The following is an 18,041-nucleotide window of genomic DNA, read 5'->3' as shown; positions in this document are numbered from 1 at the left end:
GAAGGTGGCACGGGCGTTTTCCACAGCGCGGTTGGCGTCGGCCAGGTCGCAGCTGGCAACCTTGGCCAGGAAGCGTCCGTCGACCGGGCTCAGGCACTCGAAGGTTTCACCGGATGCGGCATCGGTGTATTCGCCGTTGATGAAGGCACGGCCTTCGATCTTCAGTTGCTGGGCACGCTGTTCCCAGTCCGCACGAGTCAGGGTGGTCATACGAAACTCCTCCTCTTGTTTAGGTGCAACGCCGCACTGAGGACTCGCAGGCGTTGTCAGAATTCTGGCCGGGCGACGAGCGCACACTGGCAGGCAATACCCTAAACCAGGCCGGGCAAACTATCAATATATTTGACACAGAAGCCTCAAAAGCCTACTGATGTGCATTTTATTAAACAAAAACAGGAGCCGAACCATGAGCATTGCCAGCATCATCGACTTCGCCCAGGTCATCACCGAGGCCGAACGCTACCGCCCCGCGGCGGAAAAAATCCTCAAGGGCGAGCCGGACCAGGCGGTCTATAACCACTATTCCAGCCCGTGCGGGCAGTTTGCCGCCGGGGTATGGGAAGGCGAAGTGGGGCAGTGGACAGTGAACTACACCGAGCATGAATACTGCGAGATCGTCCAGGGCGTGTCGGTGCTGCGCGACCAGGATGGCGGCGCCAAGACCCTGCGCGCCGGTGACCGGTTCGTGATCCCGGCTGGCTTCAAGGGCACCTGGGAGGTGCTGGAGCCTTGCCGCAAGATTTATGTGATGTTCGAGCAGAAATAAGACCCCGGGGGCTGCTTGGCAGCCCCGGTTTCTGCAGGCATAAAAAAACCCGCCTCCTTTCGGAAGCGGGTTTTTTCAGGTCGCCGATCAATTACTTGATCTTGGCTTCCTTGTACACCACGTGCTTGCGAACAACCGGATCGTATTTCTTGATCTCGATTTTGTCCGGAGTGGTGCGCTTGTTCTTGTCGGTGGTGTAGAAGTGGCCAGTGCCAGCACTCGAAACCAGACGGATCAATTCACGCATGACGTTCTCCTTAGAACTTTTCGCCGCGAGCGCGCAGCTCGGCCAGCACTACGTCGATACCACGCTTGTCAATGACGCGCATGCCTTTGGCGGATACGCGCAGACGCACGAAACGCTTCTCGGACTCAACCCAGAAACGGTGGTGCTGCAGGTTCGGCAGGAAACGACGACGGGTTTTGTTGTTTGCGTGGGAAATGTTGTTCCCGGTTACTGGACCCTTACCAGTAACTTGACAGACTCTCGACATGACTCAGCCCTCTAAAACCACATGCCCAACCCGGCATGGGTTGGCCGCTTAATCTCTCAGTCTTTGGCGCCTGGGCGCCGTGATTCTGGAGGTCTTACCGACCGGATACGCTGACGCGACAGGCCGAGCCCCTAGAAAAGAGCGCTGCTTTATACCAGAAAGACTTGGCCACAACAACAGAAGATACATTTCCGGCGCCGGCCAAGCGCGCCGGGCCAGCATAGCGGCAGGCCCCGCCAGCCGTCGACCGCTCGTCGCCAGTTTTGTAAAAAAGGGTGTGGTCATTTCCCGACAGGCACACTAGGGTAGGCCTTTTCCAGACTGCACTGGCAGATGGGCCACTGACAGCCAAGGAGCCACCATGCGTGCCGCCGCCCTTTCCTTATTGTTCAACTCCGTGTTCGCCGCCAGCGCGCTGTTCGCCGCCGGCGTTGCCCAGGCTGCGCCGCTGAGCGTCTGCAGCGAGGCCAGCCCCGAAGGCTTCGACGTGGTGCAGTACAACTCGCTGACCACCACCAACGCCACCGCCGACGTGCTGATGAACCGGCTGGTGGAGTTCGATGCGCAGCAAGGCAAGGTGGTGCCCAGCCTGGCGGCCAGCTGGACAGTATCGGCCGACGGCCTGGTCTATGACTTCATCCTGCGCGATGACGTGAAATTCCACACCACCGCCTACTTCAAGCCCAGCCGGGACCTGAACGCCGACGATGTGCTGTTCAGCTTCCAGCGCATGCTCTACCCCGCGCATCCCTGGCACAAGACCGCGCCGGGTGGTTACCCACATGCCCAGTCGCTGCAACTGGGCAGCCTGATCAAGGGGATCGAGGCACCGGCGCCGAACACCGTGCGCTTCACCCTCAACCACCCGGACGCTACGTTCCTCGCCACCCTGAGCATGGGCTTCGCCTCGATCTACTCCGCCGAATATGCCGACAAGCTGCTCAAGGCCGGCACACCGGAGAAGCTCAACAGCCAGCCGGTTGGCACCGGGCCATTCGTGTTCCAGCGCTTCCAGAAGGACGCCGTGGTGCGCTACCGCGCCAACCCTGACTATTTCGCTGGCAAGCCAACGGTCGACCCGCTGATCTTCGCCATTACCACGGATGCCAACGTGCGCCTGCAGAAACTCAAGCGCGGCGAATGCCAGGTGGCCTTGTCACCCAAGCCACTGGACATTGCCGAAGCCGGCAGGGATGGCAATCTCAAGGTGGCCACTACCCCGGCCTTCATGACGGCCTTCGTCGCCATCAACAGCCAGCACCCGCCGCTGGACAAGCCGGAGGTGCGTCAGGCCATCAACCTGGCCTTCGACAAGCAGGCCTACCTCAAGGCAGTGTTCGAGGATTCCGCAGTGGCCGCCAATGGCCCCTACCCACCCAACACCTGGAGTTACGCCAAGGACCTGCCCGGCTACCCGCTGGACCTGAAGAAAGCCAAGGCCTTGCTGACCAAGGCTGGCCTGGCGGAAGGCTTCAGCACCACGATCTGGACCCGCCCGTCGGGCAGCCTGCTCAACCCCAACCCCAGCCTCGGTGCGCAGATGTTGCAGGCAGACCTGGCCAAGGTTGGCATCAAGGCAGAAATCCGCGTGATCGAATGGGGCGAGCTGATCCGCCGCGCCAAGGCCGGCGAGCATGACTTGCTGTTCATGGGTTGGGCAGGTGACAACGGCGACCCGGACAACTTCCTCAGCCCGCAGTTTTCCTGCGCGGCGGTGCAGTCCGGGACCAACTTCGCGCGCTTTTGCGACAGCCGCCTGGACCAGCTGATCAGCGCCGGCCGCACTACCAATGACCAGAGCGTGCGCAGCCGGCTGTACCAGCAGGCACAGACGTTGATCCAGCAACAAGCGCTGTGGGTGCCACTGGCGCACCCGACGGCGGCGACCTTGCTGCGCCAGGGGGTCGAGGGGTACCAGGTGAGCCCGTTCGGGCGGTTGGATTTCAGCAAGGTGTCTGTGAACAAGTAAGCCTGCACCGGCCTCTTCGCGGGCTTGCCCGCTCCCACAGGAACAGCACGACACTCAAGGTTGACGCGATACCTGTGGGAGCGGGCGAGCCCGCGAAGAGGCCGGGACAGGCAGCACAATTGCCTAAGCCACAATCCACCCATGCTCGACCATCGACAGCGGCTCCCCGTCACCGATGATGATGTGATCCAGCACCCTCACATCGATCAACGCCAGCCCCCGCTTCAACGACAGGGTCAAGTGCACATCGTCCTGGCTGGGCTCACTGTTGCCCGAGGGGTGGTTGTGGCACAGGATCAAGGCCGCTGCGTTATGCAGCAATGCCCGCCGCACCACTTCCCGCGGGTAGACGCTGGCCCGATCTATCGTGCCTCGGAAGAGGATCTCAAACGCCAACGGCCTGTGCTTGGTATCGAGAAAGAGGCATCCGAACACCTCGCTGACTTCATGTCGCAGCATCGCTTTCAAATAGCGCCTCACCGTTGCCGGGCTGTCCATCGCGGATTCACGCTCAATCGAAGTTGCAAGGTGCCTGCGTCCGATCTCCAGCAGCGCCTGCAGCTGGCTGTACCTCACCGGGCCCAACCCAAGCTCGCCTACGAAAGCCTCACGGTCGGCCTCCAGCAACTGGCGCAAACCCCCGAACTTCACGAGCAGACCTCGCGCCAGCTCCACGACATTGCGCCCACGCACACCTGAGCCGAGAAATACAGCCAGCAATTCCGCGTCCGTCAGGCTTCCGGCCCCGCGCTGCAGCAACTTCTCCCTCGGCCGCTCTTCCGCCGGCCACTCCCTGATATTCATCCCGTCCCTCTGCCCTTGCTGCGGCCCATTTCGGCCCTGTGTTAATCTATTTCGCCTCGTACATGCGACGTTCTGCCGCAGGCATTCCCAAACGTCGTCGCCCGCTCTCACTGGAAAAAGGCAAGCCTATGCAGCGGCTGTATCGCAAGCGCATCGTTCTCGGCGTGGGTGGCGGCATTGCCGCCTACAAGAGCGCCGAACTGATTCGCCGACTCCTGGAGCACGGCGCGCAGGTGCGCGTCGTCATGACCCGCGGTGGTGCAGAGTTCATCACCCCGCTGACCCTGCAGGCGCTGTCGGGCCACCCGGTGCACATGGACCTGCTGGACCCTGCCGCCGAAGCAGCCATGGGCCATATCGAACTGGCCAAGTGGGCCGACCTGGTGCTGATCGCCCCGGCCACCGCCGATCTCATGGCGCGCATGGCCCAAGGTATGGCAGATGACCTGCTGACCACCCTGGTGCTGGCCACCGACGCCACCGTCGCCGTGGCCCCGGCCATGAACCAGGCCATGTGGCGCGACCCGGCCACCCAGGCCAACCTCGAGCTGCTCAAGAGCCGTGGCATCCAGGTGTTCGGCCCGGCGTCCGGCAGCCAGGCCTGTGGCGACGTGGGCCTGGGTCGCATGCTCGAAGCCACCGACCTGGCCTGGTGCGCAGCGGAAAGCTTCAAGCGCCAGGCACTGACCGGCAAGCATGTGCTGATCACCGCCGGCCCGACCCAGGAAAACATCGACCCGGTGCGCTACATCACCAATCATAGCTCCGGCAAGATGGGCTTCGCCCTGGCCGAGGCGGCCGCAGAAGCCGGGGCTCGGGTCACCCTCGTCACCGGCCCGGTGCACCTGCCAACCCCCGACCGGGTCAGCCGCATCGACGTGGTCAGCGCGCGGGACATGCTCGCCGCCTGTGAAGCAGCCATGCCGTGCGACCTGTTCATCGCCTCGGCGGCGGTCGCGGACTACCGCCCGGAAGTCGTTGCCACGCAAAAACTCAAGAAGGATCCTACGACCGGCGACGGCATGCTGCTGCAGATGGTGCGCAATCCCGATATCCTTGCCACCCTCGCTGGCCGCGCCGACCGCCCGTTCAGCGTCGGCTTCGCCGCCGAAACCGAACACCTGCTCGACTACGCCACGCGCAAGCTCAAGGACAAGAACCTCGACCTGATCGTCGCCAATGATGTGGCCAACCCCAGCATCGGCTTCAACAGCGAGGAGAACGCCCTGACCGTAATCGACCGCCAGCAGCACCAGACCCTCTTCGCGCAGACCAGCAAGGGCAAGATCGCCCGGCAACTGGTCGCCTTCATCGCCGAACGGCTCAATCAGGTTCAATAAGTTACATGCACGCTCTTCAAGCCAAGATCCTCGACCCACGCCTGGGCAGCGAATTCCCGCTGCCGCAGTACGCCACCCCCGGTTCTGCCGGCCTCGACCTGCGCGCCCTGCTCAAGCAAGACACCGTCATCGAGCCGGGCCAGACCCTGCTGATCCCGACCGGCCTGTCGATCTACATCGGTGACCCAGGCCTGGCAGCCGTGATCCTGCCGCGCTCGGGCCTGGGCCATAAGCACGGCATCGTGCTCGGCAACCTGGTCGGGCTGATCGACTCGGACTACCAGGGCGAGTTGATGGTGTCGTGCTGGAACCGTGGCAACACCGCGTTCACCATTGCGGTGGGCGAACGTATCGCCCAATTGGTGCTGGTACCGGTGGTACAGGCCCATTTCGACATCGTCGAAACGTTCGATGAAACCCAGCGTGGCGCCGGCGGCTTCGGCCATTCGGGCAGCCACTGAGCCGACAGAGGACCGTTCAGGCCAAGGATGGCGAACTCTCTGGCGAAACCACCGTCCAAGCGTTCAGTTTGCGACTGCCCAGAAAGCCTTTGACTAATGGAGTTTCCAGAGATGAACGACATGGCCCACCTGGTACCCGCAGCACTACCAGACAGCATTTTCCGCGCGTATGACATCCGCGGCGTGGTCGGCAAGACCCTTCACGCCGAAACCGCCTACTGGATCGGCCGCGCCATCGGCGCACAGAGCCTGGCCCAGGGCGAACCGCAGGTTTCGGTCGGCCGCGATGGCCGCCTGTCCGGCCCGATGCTGGTCGAAGAGCTGATCAAGGGCCTGGCTGACGCCGGTTGCCACGTCAGTGATGTCGGCCTGGTGCCCACCCCGGCCTTGTACTACGCGGCCAACGTGCTGGCTGGCAAGTCCGGGGTGATGCTCACCGGCAGCCACAACCCATCGGACTACAACGGTTTCAAGATCGTCATTGCTGGCGACACCCTGGCCAATGAACAGATCCAGGCCCTGCTGACGCGCCTGAAAACCAACAACCTGAGCCGCGCCGATGGCCGCGTGGAAAAGGTCGAGATCCTTGACCGTTACTTCCAGCAGATTGTCGATGACGTGAAGCTGGCGAAAAAGCTCAAGGTGGTGGTGGATTGCGGCAACGGTGCCGCTGGCGTGATCGCACCGCAACTGATCGAGGCCCTGGGCTGCGAGGTGATCCCGCTGTTCTGCGAGGTCGACGGCAACTTCCCCAACCACCACCCGGACCCGGGCAAACCGGAAAACCTCGAAGACCTGATCGCCAAGGTCAAGGAAACCGGCGCCGACATCGGCCTGGCCTTCGACGGTGACGGCGACCGTGTCGGCGTGGTGACCAACACTGGCAGCATCGTCTACCCCGACCGCCTGCTGATGCTGTTTGCCCAGGACGTGCTGTCACGTAACCCGGGCGCCGAGATCATCTTCGACGTCAAATGCACCCGCCGCCTGACCCCGCTGATCGAACAGCACGGCGGTCGCGCGTTGATGTGGAAAACCGGCCACTCGCTGATCAAGAAGAAGATGAAGCAGTCCGGCTCGCTGCTGGCAGGCGAGATGAGCGGTCACATCTTCATCAAGGAACGCTGGTACGGTTTCGATGACGGCATCTACAGCGCCGCGCGCCTGCTGGAGATCCTCAGCAAGGCCGGGCAAAGTGCAGAAGACCTGTTCGCCGCCTTCCCGAACGATATTTCCACGCCGGAAATCAATATTGATGTGACCGACGAGGGTAAATTCAGCATCATTGATGCACTGCAACGCGACGCCGACTGGGGCGAAGCCAACCTGACCACCATTGACGGTGTGCGGGTGGATTACGCTCACGGCTGGGGCCTGGTTCGCGCCTCCAACACCACCCCGGTGCTGGTGCTGCGCTTCGAGGCCGACAGCGACGCCGAATTGCAACGTATCAAGGATGTTTTCCGTACCCAGTTGCTGCGCGTAGAGCCTGAGCTGCAACTGCCGTTCTGACCGACTATCTGTTCCTTACAGGAGCCCTGCATGACCCTCGATCGCGATGCCGCTTCCCATGTAGCCGAGGTTTTGTCCGAAGCACTGCCTTACATTCGCCGCTTTGTCGGCAAGACCCTGGTGATCAAGTACGGCGGCAACGCGATGGAGAGCGAGGAGCTGAAGACCGGCTTCGCCCGTGACATCGTGCTGATGAAGGCTGTAGGCATCAACCCGGTGGTGGTCCACGGCGGCGGCCCGCAGATCGGCGACCTGCTCAAGCGCCTGTCGATCGAAAGCCATTTCATCGACGGCATGCGCGTCACCGACGCGGCGACCATGGATGTGGTGGAGATGGTGCTGGGCGGCCAGGTCAACAAGGATATTGTCAACCTGATCAACCGCCACGGCGGCAGCGCCATCGGCCTGACCGGCAAGGACGCGGAGCTGATTCGCGCGCGCAAGCTGACGGTCAGCCGCAAGACGCCGGAAATGACCACCCCGGAAATCATCGACATCGGCCACGTCGGTGAAGTGGTGAGCGTGAACACCGACCTGCTGAACATGCTGGTCAAGGGCGACTTCATCCCGGTCATCGCGCCAATCGGTGTAGGTGCCGACGGTGAGTCGTACAACATCAACGCCGACCTGGTGGCGGGCAAGGTGGCCGAGGCGCTGAAAGCCGAGAAGCTGATGCTGCTGACCAACATCGCCGGCCTGATGGACAAGCAGGGCCAGGTACTGACCGGCCTGACCACCGAGCAGGTCAATGAACTGATCGCCGACGGCACCATCTACGGGGGCATGCTGCCGAAGATCAAATGCGCGCTGGATGCGGTGCAGGGCGGCGTGAACAGCTCGCACATCATCGACGGCCGTGTGCCGAATGCGGTGCTGCTGGAGATCTTCACCGACAGCGGCGTGGGTACCCTGATCACCAACCGCAAGCCGCGCTGACTGATCGGTTAACTTGCAATGACCTCTTCGCGGGCACGCCCGCTCCCACAGGGATAGCGCCAACCCTGTGGGAGCGGGCATGCCCGCGAAGAGGCCGGAACAGGTGACACAAAAAAGGCGACCTTCACGCGAAGGTCGCCTTTTTCATTTCCAGGCCAGGATCAGATCCCGTATTGCGCCCGGTAGGCCTCGACAGCTGGCAGGTGCTGCTTCAGCTGCGGGTCATCGGCGAGGAATTCCAGCACCTGGGTCAGCGAAACGATGCTGACGACCGGGATACCGAAATCACGCTCCACTTCCTGGATCGCCGATAGTTCGCCATTGCCGCGTTCTTCGCGGTTCAACGCGATCAATACACCCGCGGCCTTGGCCTGCTGCGCATTGATGATCTGCATGACTTCACGGATGGCCGTACCGGCAGTGATCACGTCGTCGATGATCAGCACTTCACCGGCCAACGGTGCGCCAACCAGGCTGCCGCCTTCGCCGTGGTCCTTGGCTTCCTTGCGGTTGAAGCACCATGGCACGTCGAGCTGGTGCTGCTCGGCCAGGGCCACGGCAGTCGCTGCCGCCAGCGGGATACCCTTGTAGGCCGGGCCGAACAGCACGTCGAACGGGATCTTGCTATCGACGATGGCCGCCGCATAGCAACGCCCCAGCTGGGCCAGGGCAGAACCGCTGTTGAACAGGCCGGCATTGAAGAAATACGGGCTGGTACGCCCCGATTTCAGGGTGAATTCACCGAAACGCAGTACCCCGCGGTCGATGGCAAAACGGATGAAGTCGCGCTGATACGGCTGCATGGATAGTCCCGGACACCACGGATTTAGCTAAATGGGTTGAGCTCGGGTATCATACACGCACGAGATTTTTGGGGCCATTTATGCGGATCATCAGTGTGAACGTAAATGGCATTCAGGCTGCGGCCGAGCGTGGTTTGCTCAGCTGGCTGCAAGCCCAGAATGCCGACGTCATCTGCCTTCAGGATACCCGCGCCTCGGCCTTTGAACTCGATGACCCAGCTTTCCAGCTCGATGGCTATTTCCTTTATGCCTGCGACGCGGAGGTGCCTGCCCAAGGGGGTGTGGCCCTGTATTCGCGGATGCAGCCCAAGGCAGTCATCACCGGCCTGGGCTTCGAGACAGCCGACCGCTACGGGCGTTACCTGCAAGCAGATTTCGACAAAGTCAGTATTGCCAGCCTGCTGCTGCCTTCAGGCATGAACGGCGACGAAGACTTGAACCAGAAGTTCAAGTTGATGGACGACTTCGCCAAGTACCTGGACAAACAGCGTCGCAAGCGTCGTGAATACATCTACTGCGGCTCGTTCTACGTGGCGCAGCAGAAGCTCGACATCAAGAACTGGCGTGACAGCCAGCAGTCACCGGGCTTCCTGGCGCCGGAACGCGCCTGGATGGATGCCATCACCGGCGAGATGGGTTACGTCGATGCCCTGCGCGAAGTCAGCCGTGAAGGCGACCAGTACAGCTGGTGGCCGGACAACGAGCAGGCCGAGATGCTCAACCTGGGCTATCGGTTCGACTACCAGATCCTCACGCCGGGCCTGCGCCGCTTCGTGCGCAATGCCCGCCTGCCGCGTCAGCCGCGCTTCTCCCAGCATGCGCCGCTGATTGTCGACTATGACTGGACGTTGACCATCTAAAAGGCTTGGGGCCGCTTTGCGACCCTATCGCGACACAAGGCCGCTCCTGCAAGGGTTATGCATTCCCTTGCAGGAGCGGCCTTGTGTCGCGATAAGGCTGCAAGGCAGCCCCAGCTTTATTTGATCGGCCGCCAGATCATCGGGTAGCGATACGGCTTGCCTTCATTGGCCCGCACCGCCGCAATGATGATCAGCACCAGCACCGCCACCATGAGCATGGCGAACAGCATCAGCCCGATGAACACGAACATCAGCAGGAAGCAGATGAACCCGGCAATGGTCACGCTGATCTGGAAGTTCAGCGCCTCCTTGCCCTGGGCATCGATGAAAGGGTCTTGCTCGCGCTTGAGGTGCCACAGCACCAGCGGGCCCAGCAGGTGCCCGAGCGGCACCACCAGGCCCAGCAGCGCAGAAAGGTGACAGAACATCGCCCATTGCCGGACCTCGGCATTGGGCGGGGTGATCGACAGGTTGGAATCGCTCATGCCCCGCACCTCCCTGGCTGGGTTCAGTCGGCCAGCGCGGCCTGTTGCAGCTCGAAGATTTCCGCCATGCCCTTCTGTGCCAGGGCCAGCATCGCATTGAAGTCCTCAGGCTGGAATGGCGCGCCTTCAGCGGTACCCTGCACTTCAATGAAACCACCGGCGCTGGTCATGACCACGTTTAGGTCGGTTTCGGCGGCAGAGTCTTCCAGGTAGTCCAGGTCGAGCACGGCTTCACCCTGGTACATGCCCACCGATACGGCGGCAATCATGTGCTTCAGCGGGTTGCCGGCCTTCAGGCCGCCGCGCTTCTTGATCATCGCCAGGGCATCGCACAGGGCGACCATGGCACCGGTGATGGATGCAGTGCGGGTACCGCCATCGGCCTGAATCACGTCGCAGTCGATGTACAAGGTGATGTCGCCGAGCTTGCTCATGTCCAGCGCGGCGCGCAGCGAACGGCCGATCAGGCGCTGGATTTCCAGGGTGCGGCCACCCTGCTTGCCACGGCTGGCTTCGCGCTGGTTACGCTCGCCGGTGGAACGCGGCAGCATGCCGTACTCGGCGGTCAGCCAGCCCTGGCCCTGGCCCTTGAGGAAGCGGGGGACACCGTTCTCCACGCTGACCGTGCAGATGACCTTGGTGTCACCGAACTCGACCAGTACCGACCCTTCGGCGTGCTTGGTGTAGTTGCGGGTGATGCGGATCGAGCGGAGCTGATCGGCGGCGCGACCACTTGGACGTTTCATCTGGGATACCTGTACTGGGACTTTGAATCTGCCGAGCATTATAGAGCCCGCGGCCCGGGGAGGACATGCCTATTGTCGTGCGCGGCGCTGCCCGTCGCCTTTTCCTGCTGCCACAGCTACCCCTCGGTAACATGGGTGGATTGGGCGCCAGGGCGCCACTGCGCTACAATCCTGCGCCTTGCAGCCGAGAGGCTCCCACCGTTCATTCATCTAAGCGAGGTACTCCCATGGTGCACAGCATGACCGCTTTTGCTCGTGTCGAGCGCGCCGGCAGCCAAGGCACCCTGGTCTGGGAGCTGCGTTCGGTCAACCACCGTTACCTGGAGCCGCACCTGCGCCTGCCCGAAGCCCTGCGCGACCTTGAAGGCGGTGTGCGTGAAGGCCTGCGCCAGGGCCTGTCGCGGGGCAAGGTGGAGTGTACCTTGCGCCTCAACGAAGACAGCAATGGCAAACCGCTGAAGGTAGATCGCGAACGCGCCGCGCAACTGGTCGCTGCCGCCGAGGAAGTGGCCGGCCTGATCAAGCAACCGGCACCGCTGAACCCGCTGGAAGTGTTGTCGTGGCCGGGCGTGCTGGTGGCCGACGCCAGCGACCCGCAAGCCCTGAATGCCGAAGCCATGGCCCTCTTCGACGAAGCGCTGGTCGAGCTCAAGGCCGGGCGCCAGCGAGAAGGCCAGGAACTGGCCCGGCTGATCAACGAACGCCTGGACCAAATGGCCAGCGAAGTCACCACCCTGCGCGCCCTGGTGCCGCAGATGCTGGCAGCACAGCGGCAGAAGATCCTCGACCGCTTCGGCGACCTGCAGGCCGAACTTGACCCGCAGCGCCTGGAGCAGGAACTGGTGCTGTTGGCGCAGAAGAGCGACGTGGCCGAAGAACTCGACCGCCTGAGCACCCACGTTACCGAGGTGCGTCGGGTGCTCAAGGGCGGCGGCGCTGCCGGCCGGCGCCTGGACTTCCTGATGCAGGAACTCAACCGTGAGGCCAACACCCTCGGCTCCAAGGCCTTCGACCCACGCAGCACGCAAGCGGCGGTCAACCTGAAGGTATTGATCGAACAGATGCGTGAACAAGTACAGAACATCGAGTAAGGCCACCCCGACCATGAACCACAGCAGCGGCACCCTCTACATCGTTTCGGCCCCTTCGGGCGCCGGCAAGACCAGCCTGGTCACCGCCCTGACCAAGGACGACCAGCAAATACGCGTCTCGGTCTCGCACACTACCCGCGCCATGCGCCCGGGCGAGCAGCACGGGGTGAACTATCACTTCGTCAGCCATGACGAGTTCAAGGCGTTGATCGCCAAGGATGATTTCCTCGAGCACGCCGAAGTGTTCGGCAATTACTACGGTACTTCGCGCAGCGCGCTGCAAGAGGTGCTGGACCAGGGCCTGGACCTGATCCTGGAAATCGACTGGCAAGGCGCACAGCAGGTGCGCACGCTGATGCCGCAGGCGTTGTCGATATTCATCCTGCCGCCAAGCCAGCAGGCCTTGCGCCAGCGCCTGGATGGTCGTGGGCAGGACAGCGAAGAGATCATCGCCGGGCGCATGAAGGAGGCGGTCAGCGAGATGGTGCACTACGACGAGTATGACTACGTGATCATCAATGATGACTTCGACGTGGCGCTGGAGGACTTGAAGGCAGTGTTCCGCTCGAACCGCCTGGTGCTGAAGAAGCAACAACAGCGTCATGAGGCGTTGCTGAAGCAGTTGATCGGCTGAAGAATGATTGGGGCCGCTTTGCGGCCCTTTCACGACACTAGGCCGTCCTACAAGGAATCGCGACAAGGGCGCAGAGCGCCCCGGCTTCAATCCTGCAACGGCAGGGCCGCCTGTTGCTGCAGGGTCGCTCCAAGGAAGTACGCTGGCGCACGCAGGCGCGACAGCATCATCAGCACGATCCCCAGCACCGAGATGATCGCGGCAATCACGAACACCAGCCCCACTCCACCCACATGCGAGCCGCTGCCGAAGTCCGGCGACGCGCTGTCGATAGCCGTCCGCACGAAGATCACCGACAGGATCACGCCACCTACCAGTGGGCACAGGCCGCGCATGAAGAAGTGGCGCAGGCTGTCGAACAGGCTGTCACGGAAGTACCAGACGCAGGCAAAGGCCGTCAGCGAGTAGTAGAAGCAGATCATCATGCCCAACGCAGTGATGGTATCTGCCAACACGTTCTCGCTCAGGGTACGCATGGTCACGTAGAACAAGCCAGCGGCCACACCGGCGCAGATGGTCGCGTAGCGCGGCGTCTGCGAGCGCGGGCAGACGCTGGCGAACTTTTGCGGCACCGCGCCGTAGTATCCCATGGCCAGCAGGGTGCGTGCAGGCGACACGAAGGTCGACTGCAAGGACGCCGCCGTACTGGCCAGAACCGCAATCGACATCAGGATCGCCATCGGCCCCATCACCGGGCCGGCCAGGTGGGCGAACACGTTTTCCTGGATACGCGGGTTGTTCAGGCCCAGCCCCACTTCGCTGATACCGGCAAATTGCAGGGTGGCAATGGCGGTCAGCAGATACAGGCCGAGGATCAGCAGCACTGTCCAGGTAGCGGCCTTGCCCGGCACCTCTTCACTGCCCACCGACTCTTCACTGACGGTCAGGCACACGTCCCAGCCCCAGAAGATGAAGATCGACAGCGACAGCCCGGCGGCGAATGCCGAGAACGACTCGACGCCGAACGGGTTGAACCAGGCGAAATCGAATTCCAGCGCCGCCGGCGCGGTGCTTTCACCGAAGGCAGCGAACGCAAAGCCGATCAGCACGAGCAACTGCAACGCCACCAGGCCGTACTGCACGGTCATGGTGGTGGTCATGCCGCGACAGCAGATCCACACCGCCAGCGCGATGAACACGCAACAGGTGCTGACGTTGATCAACAGGTTGTCGGCCAACGCCGCCAGTTCGTGGTGGCCGGTGACCTGGCCAAGGAACAGGTAGAAGAAATCGACTGCCACGCCCGCCAGGTTCGACAGCACGATGGTGGTGGCGACTACCAGCCCCCAACCGCCGATCCAGCCGATCATCGGGCCGAAGGCACGCGCCGACCAGGTAAACGACGTGCCGCTGTCCGGCTCGGCCGAGTTCAGTTCGCGGTAGCCGAGGGCAACCAGCAGCATCGGCAGGAAGCCGACGATGAACACCGCTGGCAGGTGGGCACCGACCTCGCGCACGGTCGGGCCAAGTGCGCCGGTCAGGGTATAGACCGGGGCGATGGTCGAAATGCCCAGCACCACGCTGGCCAGCAAGCCCAGCCGGCCTTTGGCCAGGCCCTTGCTGCGCTGGGTGTTGCCCGCGTCGGTCGCCACGTCGGGTGGGCGGCCGGCTTCTGTGTAATCGCTCATGAGTATTTGCCGTAGATTTTGGAATTGTTTTCACTGGCCTTGCGCACAAGGCCCGCTTTCACTCATTGAAAGCTTGCTGCGGGGAACCAGTCATCCGAGACCTTCGGGTAACGTCAGAATGCCTTCTGCCGTGCGCCCTCCCGTGCTGCGTAGGCAATGCAAGCCTCGCGAAACGCCTGGAACAGACGCAGCGAGACCGGGTTTTCGGTAAATCGCCATTCCGGGTGCCATTGCACGCCGACAACAAAGCCCGGCGCCGCAGGCATGGAAACCGCTTCGATCAGGCCGTCCGGGGCTCGTGCCTCGACGCGCAGGCCAGGGGCCAGGCGGTCGATGCCCTGGCTGTGCAGCGAGTTGACCTCGAACTGCGCCGCCAGGCCCAGGCGCTCGAACAATCCGCCAGGCTCGATGCCGACAAAGTGACGAGGGCCATATTGCACTTCCAGGAGGGCGTCCTCGGGCTCACGGTGGTCCAGGTAACCCGGCAGCTCCTGCACACGCTGGTGTAGGCTGCCACCCAGGGCCACGTTCAACTCCTGGTAACCGCGGCAGATGCAGAACACCGGCACCCCGGCAGCGATGGCCGCCTGCAGCAGCGGCAGGGTCAGACGATCGCGCGCCAGATCGTGCCGGGTACCCGCCGCGCTGGGGGCGCCATTGTAATGATGTGGTTCGATATTTGAAGGCGAGCCGGTAAAGACAATGCCGTCCAGACGGGCCAGCAGCGCCTGCGTGTCGCTGCCACCGTCACGCGCCGGCAATATCAGTGGCAGGCCGGCAAAGCCGGCCGCCTCGACATACTTGTCGCCCACCGTGTGCGACGGGTTCTTCCCTACCTGCTGGCGGCAGGCGCTGACACCGATCAAGGGGACCGCATTTGCGCTCATGGGCTTACACCGTGTGCAGGTACCAGTTGTACTCGAGGTCGGAGATCGACACTTCGAACTCGGCCAGTTCGCTTTCCTTGCAGGCCACGAAGATATCGATGTAGTCCGGGCTGATGTATTGGTTGAGCACTTCACTGTCATCCAGCGCGCGCAACGCATCGCGCAGGTTGTTCGGCAGGCTCTGCTCCAGCTGCTCGTACGAGTTCCCTTCAATCGGCTGACCCGGCTCGACCTGGTTGGTCAGGCCGTGGTGCACGCCGGCGAGGATCGCTGCGAGCATCAGGTAGGGGTTGGCGTCAGCGCCGGCCACGCGGTGCTCGAGGCGGACGTTGTCGCTGCTGTCGGTGGGCACGCGCACGGCCACGGTGCGGTTGTCCAGGCCCCAGCTTGGCGCGTTGGGTACGTAGAACTGCGCACCGAAACGGCGGTAGGAATTGATATTCGGGCAGAGGAAGGCCATCGATGCCGGCATGGTCTCCAGCACCCCACCGATGGCATGGCGCAGGGCGTCGCTTTGCAGCGGGTCATCGCTGGCAAAGATGTTCTTGCCGGTTTTCTTGTCCAGCAACGAAATGTGCACGTGCAGGCCATTGCCGGCCTGGCCCGGGTAAGGCTTGGCCATGAAGGTGGTGTCCATTTCATGGTCGTAGGCCACGTTCTTGATCAGGCGCTTGAGCAGGATCGCGTAGTCACAGGCCTTCAGCGGATCAGCCACATGGTGCAGGTTGACTTCGAACTGCGCCGGGGCGCTTTCCTTGACGATGGCGTCGGCGGGCAGGCCCTGCTCCTTGGCCGCTTCGAGCATGTCCTGCAGGCAGTCGGCATACTCGTCGAGGTCGTCGATCAGGTACACCTGGGTCGACTGCGGGCGCTTGCCCGAAATGGGCGAGCGCGGCGGCTGCGGGCGGCCATTCAGGTTGTCCTGGTCGATCAGGTAGAACTCCAGCTCGAACGCGGCACAGATATCCAGGCCCAGGTCGTCGAACCGGCTCACCACCTGGCGCAGCACCTCGCGCGGGTCGGCGAAGAACGGTTGGCCGTCCAGTTCATGCATGGTCATAAGCAACTGGGCGGTCGGGCGCTTCTGCCAGGGCTCGTCTGACAGCGTGCCCGCGATCGGGAAGCAGATACGGTCGGCATCGCCGATATCCAGGCCCAGCCCGGTGCTTTCGACGGTGGAACCGTTGATGTCCAGGGCGAACAGCGACGCGGGCAGGTTGATACCCTTCTCGTACACCTTGTGCAGGCTGGCCCGCTCGATGCGCTTGCCACGTACCACGCCGTTCATGTCGGAGATCAGCAGGTCGACGTACTGCGTATCCGGATGGGCCTGGAGGAAGTCACTCATCTCGCTGGAAGAACTGGCGCACGGGGTTACCGACGTCATGGCTGTACATCCTATTATTTGCTGCGGCGATGTGGGGATACGGCTGGCGCCTCACGGGCGACGATGGTTGCAGCTGTTGTTCTTTTCACTTTCCCATCGTGGGGATTGGTTACCCGACCGGGCGCATTGATTCCCGGGGGCCGTTTCACTATAAAATGGCCAAAACGCAACAGACATTGGCAATTCGGCAAGCAGAGCGTGCACCAATGCAATATCAGATTACCCATGCCGACCTTTCCCTGGTCCTGGCGCTGGAACGCGGTCGCTCCCTGGCCAAGGCTGCCGAGCTGCTCAAGGTCGATGTCTCGACCGTGTTCCGCTCGATCCGCCGGCTGGAGTCGGCGCTGGGCACCGCCTTGTTCGTCAAGAGCCGCAAGGGCTACCTGCCGACCGACACTGCCCAGGCCCTGGCCGAGCAGGCCGAGCGCGCCGAGCAGGCGTTGGAAGCGGCGCGCATTGCCATGACCAGTGGCGAACAGGTGGTGAGTGGCACGGTACGGCTGACCTGCACCGAAGCGGTGATGCACAGCCTGCTGCTGCCGGCGCTGGCGGAATTCATGCCCAACTACCCGGCGCTGTCGCTGGAAATGGGCACGTCCAACACCTTCGCCAACCTCAGCCGGCGCGATGCCGACATAGCCCTGCGCCTGACCAACACGCCGCCGGAGCACCTGGTCGGGCGCAACCTCGGGTCCACCTCCTACGTAATCTGCGGCCAGCCGCAGTGGCGCGAGCGTTTGGCCGAGTCGCCGGCCAGCGTGCCGTGGATCGCCCCGGACGACTCGATGCAGGACCACCCCACGGTGGTCTGGCGCAACCAGCAGCACCCGGGGCTGAGCCCACGCTACCAGTGCAGCGGCATGTCCACCATCGCCCAGTTGGTCACGGCCGGGTTGGGCGTTGCGGCGTTGCCGGATTACATGGTGCATGCGCTGCCCGGGGTGGACGCATTGAGCGGGCCACTGCCCGGCTGCGATACCCAGCTGTGGCTGCTGACCCGGCCGGACTGCCGGGCGTTGCGCTCGGTCCAGACCCTGTTCGAGGAGCTGACCCCGCGGTTGCGTGACGCGATGCTCTGAGGGTATCGTCAGGTTCATGCATCGAGGGTGTCTGTCCTGGCCCTTTCGCGGCTGAAGCCGCTCCCACAAAGGGAGTGGTGACGGCCAGGCGGCAAAACAGCGCTTCCCTATTGGCTGGTGATTTTTTAAACTATCGAGTCCGCCTGCCCATTATCGGGC

The 18,041-nt window shown here is 62.9% G+C and carries 18 protein-coding genes and 2 pseudogenes; 10 read left to right on the top strand and 10 right to left on the bottom strand.

Features of this window, described 5'->3' with window-relative positions:
• Positions 1-210: pseudogene (locus tag QSV36_RS01565) on the bottom strand (aldehyde dehydrogenase PuuC); the annotation flags it as partial.
• 196 nt (positions 211-406) lie between these two features.
• On the opposite strand from QSV36_RS01565, the gene QSV36_RS01560 reads away from it, so the two are divergent.
• Positions 407-766 carry a cupin domain-containing protein gene (locus QSV36_RS01560; protein ID WP_112249410.1) on the top strand — a complete coding sequence of 120 codons (360 nt, stop codon included), beginning with the start codon at positions 407-409 and terminating at the stop codon, positions 764-766.
• 91 nt (positions 767-857) lie between these two features.
• Here QSV36_RS01560 and rpmG read toward each other — a convergent pair whose 3' ends face one another.
• Together rpmG and rpmB are read right to left on the bottom strand one after the other, a co-directional pair.
• Positions 858-1,013 (bottom strand): 50S ribosomal protein L33, encoded by a 156-nt coding sequence (gene rpmG, locus QSV36_RS01555; protein WP_003253507.1) that lies wholly within the window; start codon positions 1,011-1,013, stop codon positions 858-860.
• 10 nt (positions 1,014-1,023) lie between these two features.
• Complete coding sequence (gene rpmB, locus QSV36_RS01550; protein WP_003258972.1) at positions 1,024-1,260, bottom strand: 50S ribosomal protein L28; 237 nt, start codon at positions 1,258-1,260, stop codon at positions 1,024-1,026.
• Between the two features lie 361 nt (positions 1,261-1,621).
• On the opposite strand from rpmB, the gene QSV36_RS01545 reads away from it, so the two are divergent.
• Positions 1,622-3,229 carry an ABC transporter substrate-binding protein gene (locus tag QSV36_RS01545; protein ID WP_289129201.1) on the top strand — a complete coding sequence of 536 codons (1,608 nt, stop codon included), beginning with the start codon at positions 1,622-1,624 and terminating at the stop codon, positions 3,227-3,229.
• Positions 3,230-3,352: 123 nt separating this feature from the next.
• Here QSV36_RS01545 and radC read toward each other — a convergent pair whose 3' ends face one another.
• A complete protein-coding gene (gene radC / locus QSV36_RS01540) occupies positions 3,353-4,033 on the bottom strand; it encodes a RadC family protein (protein ID WP_039612333.1) in 681 nt (226 codons plus the stop codon).
• A gap of 128 nt (positions 4,034-4,161) precedes the next feature.
• Between radC and coaBC the strand changes: the two genes are divergently transcribed.
• From coaBC to argB, 4 genes and pseudogenes are all read left to right on the top strand, one after another.
• Positions 4,162-5,373 carry a bifunctional phosphopantothenoylcysteine decarboxylase/phosphopantothenate--cysteine ligase CoaBC gene (gene coaBC, locus QSV36_RS01535; RefSeq protein WP_012274821.1) on the top strand — a complete coding sequence of 404 codons (1,212 nt, stop codon included), beginning with the start codon at positions 4,162-4,164 and terminating at the stop codon, positions 5,371-5,373.
• Positions 5,374-5,378: 5 nt separating this feature from the next.
• The gene (gene dut / locus QSV36_RS01530; protein WP_289129194.1) at positions 5,379-5,834 is read left to right on the top strand and encodes a dUTP diphosphatase; all 456 of its coding nucleotides are present in this window, start codon (positions 5,379-5,381) and stop codon (positions 5,832-5,834) included.
• Positions 5,835-5,978: 144 nt separating this feature from the next.
• Positions 5,979-7,346 (top strand): annotated as a pseudogene (locus QSV36_RS01525) (phosphomannomutase/phosphoglucomutase); the annotation flags it as partial.
• 30 nt (positions 7,347-7,376) lie between these two features.
• Positions 7,377-8,282: an acetylglutamate kinase gene (gene argB, locus QSV36_RS01520; protein ID WP_170033798.1), complete on the top strand. Its 906-nt coding sequence runs from the start codon at positions 7,377-7,379 to the stop codon at positions 8,280-8,282.
• A 161-nt stretch (positions 8,283-8,443) separates the two neighbouring features.
• On the opposite strand, the gene pyrE is transcribed toward argB, so the two are convergent.
• Positions 8,444-9,085 (bottom strand): orotate phosphoribosyltransferase, encoded by a 642-nt coding sequence (pyrE, locus tag QSV36_RS01515; protein WP_170033799.1) that lies wholly within the window; start codon positions 9,083-9,085, stop codon positions 8,444-8,446.
• Between the two features lie 80 nt (positions 9,086-9,165).
• On the opposite strand from pyrE, the gene crc reads away from it, so the two are divergent.
• Entirely contained in the window at positions 9,166-9,945 is a 780-nt protein-coding gene (gene crc / locus QSV36_RS01510; RefSeq protein ID WP_003253401.1) for a catabolite repression control protein Crc, read from the top strand.
• Between the two features lie 116 nt (positions 9,946-10,061).
• On the opposite strand, the gene QSV36_RS01505 is transcribed toward crc, so the two are convergent.
• Both QSV36_RS01505 and rph read right to left on the bottom strand, forming a co-directional pair.
• A complete protein-coding gene (locus QSV36_RS01505) occupies positions 10,062-10,430 on the bottom strand; it encodes a DUF4870 domain-containing protein (RefSeq protein WP_186671858.1) in 369 nt (122 codons plus the stop codon).
• Between the two features lie 23 nt (positions 10,431-10,453).
• Entirely contained in the window at positions 10,454-11,176 is a 723-nt protein-coding gene (gene rph, locus QSV36_RS01500) for a ribonuclease PH (RefSeq protein WP_289129192.1), read from the bottom strand.
• A 227-nt stretch (positions 11,177-11,403) separates the two neighbouring features.
• On the opposite strand from rph, the gene QSV36_RS01495 reads away from it, so the two are divergent.
• Positions 11,404-12,267 carry a YicC/YloC family endoribonuclease gene (locus tag QSV36_RS01495; RefSeq protein WP_225779761.1) on the top strand — a complete coding sequence of 288 codons (864 nt, stop codon included), beginning with the start codon at positions 11,404-11,406 and terminating at the stop codon, positions 12,265-12,267.
• Between the two features lie 13 nt (positions 12,268-12,280).
• A complete protein-coding gene (gene gmk, locus QSV36_RS01490; RefSeq protein ID WP_289129187.1) occupies positions 12,281-12,901 on the top strand; it encodes a guanylate kinase in 621 nt (206 codons plus the stop codon).
• 86 nt (positions 12,902-12,987) lie between these two features.
• Here gmk and QSV36_RS01485 read toward each other — a convergent pair whose 3' ends face one another.
• The 3 genes from QSV36_RS01485 to QSV36_RS01475 all read right to left on the bottom strand — a co-directional run bounded on the left by QSV36_RS01485 (position 12,988) and on the right by QSV36_RS01475 (position 16,764).
• Entirely contained in the window at positions 12,988-14,529 is a 1,542-nt protein-coding gene (locus QSV36_RS01485; protein WP_289129184.1) for an APC family permease, read from the bottom strand.
• A 113-nt stretch (positions 14,530-14,642) separates the two neighbouring features.
• Positions 14,643-15,416 (bottom strand): gamma-glutamyl-gamma-aminobutyrate hydrolase family protein, encoded by a 774-nt coding sequence (locus QSV36_RS01480; RefSeq protein WP_289129181.1) that lies wholly within the window; start codon positions 15,414-15,416, stop codon positions 14,643-14,645.
• Positions 15,417-15,420: 4 nt separating this feature from the next.
• The gene (locus tag QSV36_RS01475; protein WP_502945620.1) at positions 15,421-16,764 is read right to left on the bottom strand and encodes a glutamine synthetase family protein; all 1,344 of its coding nucleotides are present in this window, start codon (positions 16,762-16,764) and stop codon (positions 15,421-15,423) included.
• Positions 16,765-17,009: 245 nt separating this feature from the next.
• Here QSV36_RS01475 and QSV36_RS01470 point away from each other — a divergent pair, with 245 nt between their 5' ends.
• Complete coding sequence (locus QSV36_RS01470; RefSeq protein WP_085588812.1) at positions 17,010-17,882, top strand: LysR family transcriptional regulator; 873 nt, start codon at positions 17,010-17,012, stop codon at positions 17,880-17,882.
• Positions 17,883-18,041 lie beyond the last annotated feature (159 nt).

It is taken from the genome of Pseudomonas sp. BCRC 81390 (assembly GCF_030341915.1).
Taxonomy (GTDB): Bacteria; Pseudomonadota; Gammaproteobacteria; order Pseudomonadales; family Pseudomonadaceae; genus Aquipseudomonas.
The sequence above is the reverse complement of the archived record's forward strand: the minus strand, read 5'-3'. Positions and strand labels throughout refer to the sequence as shown.